The 13592-nt window shown below is 43.5% G+C and carries 8 protein-coding genes and 1 pseudogene; 4 read left to right on the top strand and 5 right to left on the bottom strand.

Translation table 11 applies throughout. The features are described from left to right. The first annotated feature begins 7 nt into the window (after positions 1-7). Both QJQ48_RS23735 and QJQ48_RS23730 read left to right on the top strand, forming a co-directional pair. Complete coding sequence (locus QJQ48_RS23735) at positions 8-427, top strand: hypothetical protein (protein ID WP_346293730.1); 420 nt, start codon at positions 8-10, stop codon at positions 425-427. 17 nt (positions 428-444) lie between these two features. After that, positions 445-1839 (top strand): hypothetical protein, encoded by a 1395-nt coding sequence (locus QJQ48_RS23730; protein ID WP_346293729.1) that lies wholly within the window; start codon positions 445-447, stop codon positions 1837-1839. 22 nt (positions 1840-1861) lie between these two features. Here the strand turns inward: QJQ48_RS23730 and QJQ48_RS23725 are convergent, their stop codons facing one another. Both QJQ48_RS23725 and QJQ48_RS23720 read right to left on the bottom strand, forming a co-directional pair. Continuing rightward, positions 1862-2806: a CHAT domain-containing protein gene (locus QJQ48_RS23725; protein WP_346293728.1), complete on the bottom strand. Its 945-nt coding sequence runs from the start codon at positions 2804-2806 to the stop codon at positions 1862-1864. 407 nt (positions 2807-3213) lie between these two features. Beyond that, a pseudogene (locus QJQ48_RS23720) lies at positions 3214-3351 on the bottom strand (IS1/IS1595 family N-terminal zinc-binding domain-containing protein); the annotation flags it as partial. Between the two features lie 71 nt (positions 3352-3422). Between QJQ48_RS23720 and QJQ48_RS23715 the strand changes: the two are divergent. Together QJQ48_RS23715 and QJQ48_RS23710 are read left to right on the top strand one after the other, a co-directional pair. Then, entirely contained in the window at positions 3423-5543 is a 2121-nt protein-coding gene (locus QJQ48_RS23715; protein WP_346293727.1) for a GAF domain-containing protein, read from the top strand. Positions 5544-6066: 523 nt separating this feature from the next. Beyond that, positions 6067-6775 (top strand): IS1 family transposase gene (locus QJQ48_RS23710; RefSeq protein ID WP_428843087.1). Its coding sequence is split into 2 segments (ribosomal slippage): positions 6067-6342 and positions 6344-6775, totalling 708 coding nucleotides; the frame shifts between segments, so codons are not numbered across the junction. Between the two features lie 94 nt (positions 6776-6869). Here the strand turns inward: QJQ48_RS23710 and QJQ48_RS23705 are convergent. The 3 genes from QJQ48_RS23705 to QJQ48_RS23695 all read right to left on the bottom strand — a co-directional run bounded on the left by QJQ48_RS23705 (position 6870) and on the right by QJQ48_RS23695 (position 13020). After that, positions 6870-10838 (bottom strand): tetratricopeptide repeat protein, encoded by a 3969-nt coding sequence (locus tag QJQ48_RS23705; protein WP_346293725.1) that lies wholly within the window; start codon positions 10836-10838, stop codon positions 6870-6872. Between the two features lie 325 nt (positions 10839-11163). Beyond that, complete coding sequence (locus QJQ48_RS23700) at positions 11164-12474, bottom strand: ISL3 family transposase (RefSeq protein WP_346293764.1); 1311 nt, start codon at positions 12472-12474, stop codon at positions 11164-11166. Positions 12475-12705: 231 nt separating this feature from the next. Beyond that, entirely contained in the window at positions 12706-13020 is a 315-nt protein-coding gene (locus tag QJQ48_RS23695) for a hypothetical protein (RefSeq protein WP_346293724.1), read from the bottom strand. Positions 13021-13592: the final 572 nt, after the last annotated feature.

Here is a 13592-nt window from a genome sequence, read left to right as displayed (position 1 = left end):
CCCGACTATGAAAGATGCAGAGGCCCAAATCTTAAAAGCATTTCTCTATGCTCTCTGGCGACAAACTGAAGCATTGCCAGAAACAGTCTTGCATCAAATGCAGGCGATTTCGGACTCTCTCGACACCCGTGTCGTCGAGCTGCATGACCTGGCCACTGCCGTTCCTGTGCTAGAACTTCCCTATAAAACTGCCTATCGCTGGCTGACCGCTAGCGCCGCAGAGCGAGGGCTAGGGCTAGACTTTCTGCCACCTGAGCCAGATGACTCAGGTGTACCTGGGGAAACACCGAATATTGTTAGGGATGTTCGTCCTCACATAGAAGAAATGCGAAGTGTTCTAGCATTGATTGATCAAAAATTGGAGCAAGCGCCTAAAATACTCAAATCTTCTAGTCCTAGCAGCACTGCTCAACAAGAGTTGCGTTAACGTTTCTTCTTCTCTACGTGAATCAACTTCTTTATCTTACGGTCGATTTATTTCTTTACGATTTACAAGATGGTCTTGGTAGTACTCTGAGCACCACTGATGAAGGTAGGCGTCGATTCTGGCAACGCATCTATGGAGAAGTTGGCGAAGAGAAACTAGCTGCTTTACAAGAGGTGGAAAATACCTTTTCTAATCACATTGAGTTATTAGGGGCACAAGGCGGGCAACGCTATCAAAAATTATCTGATGAAATTAACGGCTACTACTACCCAGTTAAACTAGGCGATACCTATGCCCTTCAGATTGACTATTCTGGAAGATTAAATGATCCAGACTGGGATCAGTTATCATTGCGCGAGAAACTCCAGCAGGCCAAGGAAACCGTTCTAGAATACACGCATCAAATCCGAGGAGATTTAGGAGAAAACTGGCTGCTCTGGGGCCAATTAACAGACGCTAATCAAGAGGCAGAAGCGATTGCTCAAGATTGCTATAGAGCCCTTCAGATTACTGAAAACCCTAACTGGCAGAGAGATCGCAAAGGTAAAGGTATATTTCAAGGGGCAACTTTATTTGAAATAGAACGCCTTGATGATACTCCTGATGGGGTTAATCGAACCATGCATGCGATTATATGTTTATTCCCTCATGAGCAATCAAAGTCAGAGATTCAACAAACGATCAATCAGCTGTATAAAAACCTGATACATCTGCTTCACTACCGCAACAAAATCCTTTGGGTTTATGAACAGAGCCGTCAATTAAAAATCCAACTGAGGACCACCTCTCAGAGAGTTGAGAAGATCGTTAATTCTCTAACCCAACACATCGAGACTTCCCAGCTCAACCTCAAACAATTGCAAGAGGATTTGGCAACTGCTTTAACGATTTTTCATTACTATGAGACTAACTTAGTCTATCTGAGAGAACAGATGGCAACAATTACCATTAATACCAACAACTATAAAGCCCGAATTGAGCAACTTAAAAACCTTGACCCCGATAATGATTTCAATTTTTTGTGTCATTTTTCTGAGTTTGCGGCTGATCAATATATACGTACAATAAAGACTGAAGATGAAGCCTTCCGTGCAGGCTCAAAACCTTTGGAGAATTTCATCAAAACAGTTGAAGGAATTATTGATATCGAGAAGGCCAAAAACGATCGCACCTTTAATCGCACGGTGGCGATCGCGAGTGTTGGCATCAGCACCGCGTCTCTTGCCGCTTCAACTTTTGGCGGCCAATCTGAAAAAATCATTCAAATCTGGCGTCCAGTCCCGGCTAATCAACCCACACCTGCTCTTAATCTCTGGCTCAGTTTTGGACTGGCATTTTTCCTAAGTGTGGCGATTGGCTTGTCAGGAGCATTCCTGACCTGGCTATTTTTAGGCAAGAGCGGCAGAAATTGACCGCCGGAATCACAGCTTGAAATCAAATGGCTCCGGCAATATGGAACGCTGCCCAGTAGTAAGGATGAGCATAAGGATATTCCTCCTCAAGACTCTGGAGGCGATCGCGCTCAGCTGTGAGCAAAATGCAGAAGGAGCGATTTGCTGGATTTGTCGAGAGGAGCGCGATCGCGTCAGCTAACCAATCTACAAACTGCTCACGGGCGCCATTCCGTAAAAAGGCTTGCGCCGCTCTGAGAGCAATGACGGGAGGCTGGTGCTGCAATTCCCGGTAGAACTGCACCATCATCAACATACTGGTTACGGATTCTACTCGCCAGAGGGTACTCAATACATGCCCTACTCCTGCTTTCAAAAAGGCACTCATCAAGCCCACATATTCAGCAGTAATGGTCTGGTCACCCGTCACCGCCGTTTCGCAGGCTGCCAAACAGACGAGATGATAAACGCTCAGATCTAACTGCACAATTTCTGAGAGGGTGAGGCGATCGCTCCCCGCTAAAAACAAACAGGATTGGGAAGGATTGAGGCTATCGTAAGTGCCGTGCCCGGTGAAATGAAGAATGTGATGAGGCTGTTGTAGGGCTGTCGTTACAGTAGTAAACGTTGCTTCCTGACTGGCGACCAGCGTTACGGCAGGCTGACGATCAGAAACAGCCGACCCCATCCATTGCTGGATCAACGCCGCTTCAGCTTCGGCAAATGGCAACGGTTCAAGCGCCTGCTTTCCCTTGCTGAGTTGAGGCGTACTTTTTGGATTCTCGACCAGGAGCAGAGAGTCAAGGGGAACAGCGGGCGATCGCCGTTGATGGTGAGTCAGTGCGAGGTGGGCACTGGGAAAATAGGTGCAGCTATGGGCATCAAACAAATGATGGAGCGGAAACCGATGCAAGTCCCGGTGGGGAATCAGGATGATTTGCTCGATTCCGTGTTCTGCCAAAAGCTGAGCGATCTCTGAAACATTCAAAATAACTTTCAGATCAGGGCCCAAAACGACCGAAGGTGTGATTTAGTGTCACTTACCCTTCAAATCCTTTGCTGACAATGACTTTAGGGATTCTCATCATGAGGCAGTTCTTGAGAATGACCTTTACCCATAGGAGCTGAAACCACCAAAACTCGTTAATCTCATAAATTCAAATGTACTAAATGGCACTAAATCGCAGCTTCCGTTGTTTTAGGCCTAGTAATGACGTTCTCGCCAAAAGACAACCACTTCGCGAATTGAGATATTGTCAAATGTGGTGTACGGCATTGGTTCAGGCGGCCTTCTGTAGATCGCTGACTTCAGCCTCTTCGAGCCTGATGCCGTCTCTAAAAACAACGTCCTCAATCACATCGCCCAACTGCTGAAATCCTTGAATCCTCAACCAGAGCCATGGGGGTGCCGCTGCGCTCGTTGACGCGACGGTCACATTCCTTGCAAACATAATTTTGTATCACTTGTCGAGTCTTCAGCCTTTTGGTGCCGTTCTTCACCACTCGCTCACTCTGACAATAAATACAATTCATTCTCTGAAAGTTATACTGCCTCTATGTTCTGACAGTCACTCGCTGAGCGGACAGTGCCCATTCAATAAGTTATGAACAATAACGACAATCTCAAAATTTTATTCTTAAGTGCAAATCCTAGTGATACAGTCCGTCTTCGCTTGGGCCAGGAATTAAGAGATATTCAAGAAAAAATCAACTCATCTAAATGTCAAGCTAAATTTGTTCTAAGCAACTGCATGGCTGCACGACCAGCCGATATTACGCAAGCTCTTCTTGATTCTACTCCTGACATAATACACTTTTCAGGTCATGGCCTGACCACAGGTGAACTATGTTTTGAAAACGACTCAGGTAAGATGAAACCTCTCGAGCCTGAAGTCCTTGCTGATTTATTCATGTTAGTTTCTGATCAAACTAACTGCGTTATTTTAAATGCCTGTTATTCTGAGATTTTGGCCAAAGCAATTGTTAAACATATCTCCTATGTAGTTGGCATGAATCAAAATATTGGAGATAAAGCCGCCATTGCGTTTGCAACTGGATTTTACAGAGCTCTAGGGGCAGGTTGCCCAATTGATAAAGCATTTAAGTTTGGATGCATAGAAATCCGACTGGAAGGTATTTCTGAGTATAAAATCCCTACACTTCTTACCAAAAAAAAGACGATCATGTTGAACGATACTCCAAAAATTCAATGGCAATTAAAACTTAGTGGAACCTTTACAGATGAAACCAAACATAAAGCTGAGGCAATTGTTAGTGAACTTTGTGAAATTCTTGGAGATTCGTCACTAACCTTAAAAAAGATAGAACGGGGAAGCATAAAACTTTTCTTGGAAGGTTCTCAGGAAGAATTTGAAATATTCAAAGAACTATTTGACTCAGGCCGGCTAACAGAGATTTTAGATTTTCAAATTGAGAGTATAAAATCTCCAGATCTTGAGGTTTTTATTGATGAATCTGATGAAAGAGAGACACTTAGGTCGTACGAGAAAGAATCGACTGAGCAAGTCGGTTTTAACAAAAAAACTATCCATTTCCAAGAGAATCAAGGTCTATATCATTCAGCAGATATGCTAAGCGAACTTGAGCAACTTAGTCTGACGCTAGATTTTCTAAATCGAGAAGAAGCTCGTCAGGTAACTGAGGTTGTCAGTGAGAAAATAAAAGAAAATTTAAATGCCCACATCATAGATATTCTATGGAGACAGGAAGGAAGATATCATGACATCCTGCAACCTTTTAGTAGCTTAAACGTCAGCCGACGAGAGCCTATAAAGCCTTGCGAAATCAGGAAAGATTCAGTCGGTATATGGCCTTGGGTCTACCGGAACAAGGAAGCAATATGGATTGAAAATATTCATTCCAGCAATTTGACGCAGCCTATTGAGAATAAAGTAACAGGACAACTAGTAGAGTCCAGGGACTTGGAATTTTTTCGGGACACTGATTCTATTCTTGCCGTTCCACTTCTCTTTAGAGATGCGCTGTGCGGAATCCTTTGTATTGAGCTACCTGTTTCTGGAAACTTTACTACAGAAATTGTAGATTTTATTAAACGGTTGTCGAAGCCAATTGCTAATATTATCTGGAAAGCTGATGCCTACGAGTTGAACGACACTCAAACTTCTCAGGCTATTGTCAATTTCAAGGAGATTGTTCAAGGCTCACGGATTCAGGTAAATCCTTATCGGACTGGTTTTATTGCTAGACCTTTCACCAGCGAAACGTCTGATTTTTATGAGTTAGAGGATTGCATTAGAGAGTTTTTAGTCGCAAACAATATTCAAGCTAAGCGCTACATTCATCCTCCTGGAAATCGGTATGTTGTTTCTGAAATTATGAAGCAAATCAAAGATTCTCATTTTGGCATCGTTGATATTACAGGTTTTAGCCCTAACATCATGCTGGAACTGGGCATGATGATGATATTGAACAAGAAGTTTATCTTGCTGCATCAAAAAGTTGACAATCTTGAGCTACCTTTCGACATTCAAAATTATCATTGCTACAAGTATGAAATTCGTAGAGGCGGCATTTATGCTTGGAGCCCAGGGGACTCTCAAGCCGTTAAGATTGAGGAGATACTGAAATCTTTTATCCCGGAACTCTATCGCGATCCCGTCTTCCGTGATGCTAAGGCGTTTATAGAAATAGAAAATCTGATTGCTAAAACGGAAGGCATCAGTCAACAGCAATTCCCAGTATAGAACGAGTCCATTGGCTCCTAGCACCTTGCTAGTTTGTGAACAATTGTCAAACCCCTTCATGCAAAAGCCCTGTCCCTTAGTTGCATTTTTCTTTACAAGTTTGAGGAGGCTGTGAACTATGTTTGGCAGTAGTTTGAGGGATTTGGGCAGAGATGAGTTGAGGTCATCTGGCTGTTATAGATGAAGAGATGCAACGGGTGTTTTAGTTGAAGTTGAATTGAGAAAGATGAAGCTGACTAAAAAAGCTGAGAGTGGTTGATTTAAGTAGGTTGTAGGGAATTAGAGCTACAAAACGACAAGAGATTGCGAGTAGCCACTCAAAATCGAGAAAAACCCTCTTGTTTTTGCCTGGTCTGAATTAGGGATGAATTAAGAATCGGGCAAAAGTTTTTTCACGTATAAAAATAGGTAGATGGACAATTAGTGTACAGCGATGTCAAGTAGCGAATAAACATTTGTTGGTGGAGCCCCAAGGGTAATGATGGATTTGCTAGGGTGATCGCGAAGCCCAGCGATCGTATCAATGCCCTGTTGTCCGAACTGTACGTCCAAACAGACCGTTAAGAATGGCCATATCCATACTGGCAAACAGCGCTTTCTCTGCCGAACCTGCGGTCGTCAATTTGTTGAGAATCCAACGAATAAAGTGATTGACACCGAAACCCGTGAATTAGTTGACCGGCTGCTGCTAGAGCGCATTTCGATGGCTGGCATTGCCCGAGCAGTGCAGCTTTCAGAGCAATGGTTACAGAATTACGTCAACGCTAAATCGAGCCAAATCAACACCATGGCTGAGGTTCAGTCAAAAAAAACAGCCCTTGAACGTACAGATGGATGAACTCTGGTCTTTTGTAGACAACAAGGGCAACAAACAGTGGGTCTGGCTTGCCCTCGATGCCCACACACGAGAAATTATTGGGGCTCATGTTGGTAATCGAAGTCACGAGAGTGCTCAGGCACTTTGGGACTCGTTACCGGCCGTCTATCGTCAGTGTGCCGTGATCTACACCGATGCCTGGGAAGCCTATCAGGGCGTTCTGCCATCCAAGCGGCATCGAGTGGTGTCCAAAGATAGCGGCAAAACCAGCTATATTGAGCGGTTTAACTGTACGTTGCGGCAGCGAGTCTCGCGATTTGTGCGGCGCAGTTTAGCCTTTTCAAAGAGTCTGCGTAATCACATCGGACTGCTGTGGAATTTTATCCACCATTACAACCAATCATTACCTGTTTAGCACTACCCAGCATCTTTCTTATCTTTCCAGCGACAATTGAGGTGCCTGTTAGATTCTGTATATTTATTAGATAAGTACTGTAGTTACGCTTTATTTATGCGTAATAGTGATTTCTCCATTGACGTATTAAGAAGAGTATTTCTAACTCGTAGGGAAGAATAATAAAAGATTTCCGGCTGACTCCTGAAGCTAAAGCACTTAAAACAGAATTTAAATTGTGTCTACCACGCATTAGAGAGTTTAGAAGGCTAATCCCTAAAGCATGTTTGCGCTGTACTGATATATCCTGCTCCCACAACCTATACAAGAAGTTGACTGCAACTCCAATCACTGATGACAGAGCAATTCTATCCGCTTGCCCATTCAGAATTAATGAGTCTTGACGTTGAGTGTTTTCTAAAAGCCTCAGGAGAGAAATGAATGGTTCGTTTGGTAGCCAGTCTGCTTGTTTAGCCGCCGCAATAAGAGCATGATCATCAATACTGGTATAGCGATAGTTGGAACGAACTAGCTTAACAACAATTTCACTATATTCAGATTGCTCTAGAGTAGTGAGTTCTTGACAGCGTAAGAGAACAGCTTGAGTCCACGCTCCATCCAGTTTGAATCTAGATTTAGCAACCTGCCGTAGTGCCCAATCATCAGAATACAGCAGATTCCCAGGCTCACTGGCAATTAATAATGTGTCAAAGGATGAATTTCCTAATAATTTTTCAAGCTCCCGTCTTTCATCCTGCTCCATATCTAACGCTGCTGTACATGGCAAAATTTCACAATTATTTTTAACCCAGATGATAATTTTCTCAAAATATTCACGGCTGCGTTGAATTTCCTCAGCAGTGACCTCATGTAGAAAAAAATGACCGCCTTCTGTGCCTAGAAAAGCCGTACCATTAGACTTCATGCCTTTGTAGTCTTCTACAACATCTCGCAATATATCTATTGTGGATTGTGCAATACCTAGCCGACCGAATGCTCTAACTACTGCATCAGCCGCGCCGAGGCCATGTATGGTGAGGAGTGAGATAATGTCAATAATTAGTCTAAGCGGCTTTATTGCTAGCAATGATAAAGCATGGCTACGTTCTTCTTGATTACCCTGGCAGCAAAATATCCCTAGCTCAGGAGAACTAATGAAATGGCCCCAAGTTGAGGGAATATCCTTGTTAGTTAGTTTGGCAAATGTTCCGATTGGAATATGACTTGTCTTATAGAGTTTTTCCGCTTCCCGAATTGACTCACTACTTTTATCCAGAACTGATTTTAGGTTTTTAGGAAGTCCATTTGTGGATTCCGATAAATCTACTTTGAGCGTCCAAAATCCAGGAGTTTCTGAAAACTGCTTTTCCAGCAAATCTAAACTCTCTCGAAGGGCGTAAACGTATTTACTTGTAACTTCCACTATTTTTCTAACGTCTTTAGAAATAAAATCGTCCTTAAAAACGACTTCATCTCCTACAGCTTTATTGAGCAGCTTTTGAGTTCGAGAGTCTTCCAAGTTAATTTCATTATGTCTAAAGTCTACACTTTGCTTATCTTCTATAACAAAACTGGAAACTTGCCCCGATTCATCCTGTAAATAAACTGCCGAATTAACACAAACGCGATGAAAAACAAGAAAGCTATCACTGTTCTTCTCTCTTTCAAAGAATCTGGTCACATAATTAACATGTGCAATACTCTTTCCATAAAACTTCTTTCTAATCTTATATAATGACTCAAAAAACTTGTCGGTAAGGCTCCTAGCACCATATAAATCAGTAAGCTGAACTGCTAATTCAAATGGCAATTCAGCCACATCAACTGGTGAATTCAAGAAAACGTCTAGTTCGTCAAATTTCTCAAGCCTGTAGTTGATTAATGCTAGACGAAGTTTAATTAGTAAAGCATCAGGAAATTTGGTGAGGCACTCTTGGCAGAGATACTTCGCCTCGGTCAAGTTATTAATGCTCTCCTGTATTGATGATTCGATTTCGCAAAGAGCTATAGAAATACCATGACTTTGACGAAGAATCTGGCATAAATTGAGAGCTTTACGATATTGACCTGAATGATAGTAAGCTTTGATAAGAGTACGGCTATAAGGAGTGTCAAGACTGAAGTCAGTAATAACTTCATAGAGTTGTGCCGCATCTAGAAATTCCCCAAGTGTATAAAATCTATCTGCAGCTTCTGAGACTTGTATTTTCAAGGTGGAGGCATCAATTTGACCTTTTGCCTCACGTAAAAGTTTTACGGCAACAGACTTTTCGTTCAAAAAAATTGCAATTGTTGCAGCATTAACTAGATCATTAAGGCTTTTGGATTCTTTTTCTTGGATCAAGTTAAAAATTTCGATCGCTCTTTCAGCATTTTTAGATTCCACACATGATTGCATTATTATCTTATGGGCAGCATCTGAGAGAGGAGAGTCAGGATTTTGTTGAAGATAACACTTAGCTATCTCAATTGATCGATCATACTCTCCTACATCTCTTAAGATATCAGCCAACAATATAGGTGCTTCAGGTGTATCTCCTGACTCAAGAATCCTTTCAAGTAACCTAATTGCCTTCTCGCTATCGCTGTTTTCATAAGCTAGAGTTGCGTTAATTCTTATGAAGGTGGAATTGTCAGGTTCAATTTTTAACGCGATATCAGCATCTTGAATGGCTTCTTCTAGCCGATTCAACAATCTTCTTGTGGTACTGCGATTAATGATGATATCAGATCTAAAATTATGAAGCTCAGTGTCAACAACTTTTTCCCAAGCGTCTGTTAAAAGCTGATTGGCTTTTTGTAGCTTCTTTTGATCTTCCTCGTTAAACTGACGGCTTTGAACTAACCAAGGATCTGCATTGACTAGTTGCAGCAAAAGAGTTCCGTATGCAGCTTGTGTTTCAAAGCTATCCGAATCTTTTTCTAGAGCAACTTGAAGCCAGAATTCGGCCTGTTCAAAATCAAGTTGTTGTCTAGCAACATGGCTTAATGCATAAGCAACACTAGAAGAGTTTCTACAATAAACTGGAATCTTCTCAATCAGTGCCTGCAAATTATCTTCAGGATAAATTTGAACAAGTACTGTGTAAGCTCTTTCGTGAGTAGGATTGCTCTCTAAAACTTGGTGAATTAACTTCTTTGCCTCGTCATACTGTTCTAAAAGTGCGTAGCCTAAAGCTGCGTAATAGCGAGCATTATCATCATCCTTATTCAAGTTATAGGCTTGGATAAAAAGCTTTGCAGCTTCTACCGATTGATTCATGCTGAGTCTTGCAGCACCCATGTTAGCTAGTAATCTGTACTTAACAGTCGGTTGAGATTGATGTTCAATGCGCTGCTTTAGGGACTCCAAGTAATTCAGAGCTTGCTGAGGTTGATACTTGTTGATCAGTTCTTTTGCATAATCTAGTTCAGCTTGATATTCAAGAGTTAGAGCACCAAAGGTATCGACAGAAACCCGAGTAGAAATTTCCTTCGCAAGCTCTGTAGTAGGAAGTGGCCTATCCTCTACAATTTGTTTTACCTTCGCTTCTATCTCTTCTAATTTAGAAAGAACCAAACCAAATTGGTTTATTAAGTAGGTAGAAGTCTCCTTAGCTAGATTTTGATTCTTCAAGCTTTCTTCCAGCAGCACGCGATTAAGAATTGTGGGATCAGAAAGAACAGATTGCTTAAAGTGAATTTTGACTTGCTCAATCAAGTTGTGGATTAGATGAGTATAATCTTGATTGCTCAATGGATGTCCACCAATAATTAGCACAGATTGATTTGCCATTGCCAGAGCAAGTGTCGAGACAAACTCATCGCTGTTGAGTTCGCTGAAAGTCGTTGCATCTATATTAAAATCTTGATGCAAAATTCGCTGAAGTTCTGCCCGATCGATTTCAATCACGCCATCACTTGCAGCATATTTCATTAAATATGGTCGTGATTCTTCAATAGCAGCTTGAAAAGCAATGATATAAAGCTCTTCCCAGGTTTTATGAGTGATGGTTTGCCATGCTCTCTTAATCAGGTCATAAACAGCGTTACTTGGGATGCCAGAGAAGGCATAATCGCTAACAAGATTGAGGAAATTAGGCATGACGATTCAGGAGCAAAGTTAATCAGCTTAAGGTACTTTTAGTGCTTCAGTGCTAGAGATAGTGTTTTGATGAGGTGAGCACGGCGATTTAACACTATTTATAGTTTAGCCGAATTATTTCGGTTCTTTCTCACTTTAGGTGAAGCTATAGAGAGAAGCAGCGAAACGAGAGAGAAGCAGGGCCATTTTAGTGTTTGTGAATGAGCCGATCAGGAGAATTTTGGTATTGAAGGCCGAGATCGCTCACTCCAGCCAGACTTTTCCAATACCGGCCACACTTTTCTATTCCGGCCCATACAGAAAAGGAAGGCAATAGATAAAGTAATCAACTAGCGAGTAAGAAGCGTTTTGTCAGGAGTTCAGGCGAGGCTCGACCAAACATTTGTCGTTTAATCATTTTGAGCTTGTTAATGTGGCCTTCAGTGGGGCCATTACTGAAAGACGTGGAGAGCGCCGCTAGCAGCGCATCATAATCACCCTTGAGGCTCTTGGCAAAAGCGATGAGTGGCTTGATGCGAGCGTCCTCAACCTGCTGTAACCAACCATCAAAGCGCTCTGCCTGCCGTTTTCTAACGATGGTAATAAAGTCCTGAGCGAGTTGAAGAGCGAGGCTAAAATGTGGTTGCTGCCGCAGCTGAGCGAGTTGTTGCTGCTGCCTGAGAGAAAGTTTATCGGTCTGTTTGAGAACGAGGAAAGCGGCCTGTCTCGGCGTTAGTTTAGCTCGTTTGACCACCCGGCGCCTTGGTTTTGAGATCCTTTCGGGTGGTGTTTGGCTGGTCTGCTGTAAGCGTTGTAGGAAGCGAGCGATCGTGCGGTAACTGCCCTGATAGCCGTGTTGTTGAAGTTGCCGAAAGAGTTGGCGCCCATTACGTTCTCCTTGCTGGCAGGATTTCTCCAGTAGAGCTTGAAATGGTTGCAACTGAGGACTGCCCCCCTGGTCACTGCGAACCTTGCGTTCAGGAAACTGGGGATGTTTAAGAAAACGCCGGACCGTGCGAACACTGAGGCCGGTCAGCTGAGCAATCGTAGCTAAAGACTGGCCTTTCTGTTTGAGCTGCTGAACGGCCTGAAAGCGAGCGAGCCGTTGTTGTCGTTTTCGCGGGTTATGCCTCAACGCAGTGGGCGTATACCGCCTGCTCCAAGTCTGATGGTCAGCGGTCTTGATATCGTTCGGATGAGCTTTGAAAACGGCTTCGAGGGTTTGAGCCAGATTTTGGAGAAGATGAAAGCGGTCTGCGACTTGGATTGCTTGAGGAGCGCCTTGGTTGATGCCAGCGCGATAAGTTTGAGAGCGGTCACGGGTCACGAGTTGAATCTCGGGATAGTCTTTCAACCAATCGGCTAACGTCTGGGCCTTTCTGTCATTGAGTAGAGCGATTGGTTGCTGTCGTTCGTGGTCAATGATGACGGTGCCATAACGTTTTCCTTTGCGGAAGGCAAAATCATCGACCCCAATGTAGTGGGGATGAGTGGGCAGAGGCAGAGGCACTTTTGCCAGCGCTCGCAGCAATGTGTGCAGACTGACCCCATAACCGCTGCGCTGTGCCTGTCGGGCTCCGGCAGCGCCACCCAAATCGAGGGTGAGGCCAATGAAATACTGGTTTAAGCGTTGGGTGCGCCTGGTGTCGCGTTTCAGGCTAAGTGGGATCTTCCCAACTTTTGATGATGAGGTGGAATGTGCATTGAAGTAGTGATAGAGAGATTTTGGATAAGTGTAGTGAAGGAGAAAAAGGTGTGAGCAGGCGATCGCCTTAAAGCTTGTTGCCTGGCTTTGCCCTTTCCAGCTGCCGAGCTACTGGCAAACAGGCCAATGCGATCGCTGTGAGCTGTTGTTTATGAAAATGGTGCTGACGAGCTAAGACTAGAGCTAAAGAGTCAGTCGAATAGACCAGGTAACTTCACGCCCAGCTGTAGGTTCATGGGTTTGCTGAAATTGCTGTTTAAGCAGCTTGAGGCGTTTTTCCTGCTTCAGGATATCGCTAGGATAGTCCCATTTGCCGGGCGTAAGCCGACGACAGATGATTCCATGCTCATGTCTAAACTGAGTGAGCTTTTGAGCTGCGCAGGCATGAAAGAAAGCGGGCTTGAGGGTATCAATTTTGTGTTCGAGTTGAGCGAGTTGCAATCGCAGGTCGATCATTTGATCGATGACGCTGTCAGAGACAGGGCTATCTGTATTCATAGAGGCAGAGAGGAGTTTTCTTGCCTATCATGCTACGAAACGGCCTATGCCAAGCTGATAGAAAGTTCGAGTAGAAAGTTCGAGTTCTCCAAGCTCCTAAGAAACAACAACAGCCTCCACTACCAGCGATCGCGTGAATGATAGTTTCCAAGTCAATAACGCGATCGCCAGAAGGGATGGCCCCAGGGTTCTGCAGCACACTAAGAATGCTTGTAAGCTCTCCTTGAGCTTAGCGCGATCGCATCCGAAAGGAAGCCGATAGGATAGCACCCGCGATCTGTCTCCTATGCAAGTTAAAGGCACAATATATACACACTGAATGTACACTCAAAATATACGCTTAAAGTAAACAAGCTGAATGTATACATACAGCTTTATGCGTGTCTCAACGCAGAGGCAAGAAGCGATCGCATGAGCAAGGACGCTAAAACGCTTACACAGCAACGCTTTTACGAAATAAAGCAAATACAGAAGAGGGCTTGCAAGTATAAAAGCGATCGCATTGCAGCGTATGGAACAACAGCACGGCAACACACAAGCGTATAAGTAACACAGCGATCGCAGTGCCAGCA

The organism is Sphaerothrix gracilis Ecp01 (assembly GCF_030405905.1).
GTDB classification, from domain to species: domain Bacteria; phylum Cyanobacteriota; class Cyanobacteriia; order Phormidesmidales; family Phormidesmidaceae; genus Sphaerothrix; species Sphaerothrix gracilis.
This window is presented reverse-complemented; position numbering and strand designations above follow the sequence as displayed.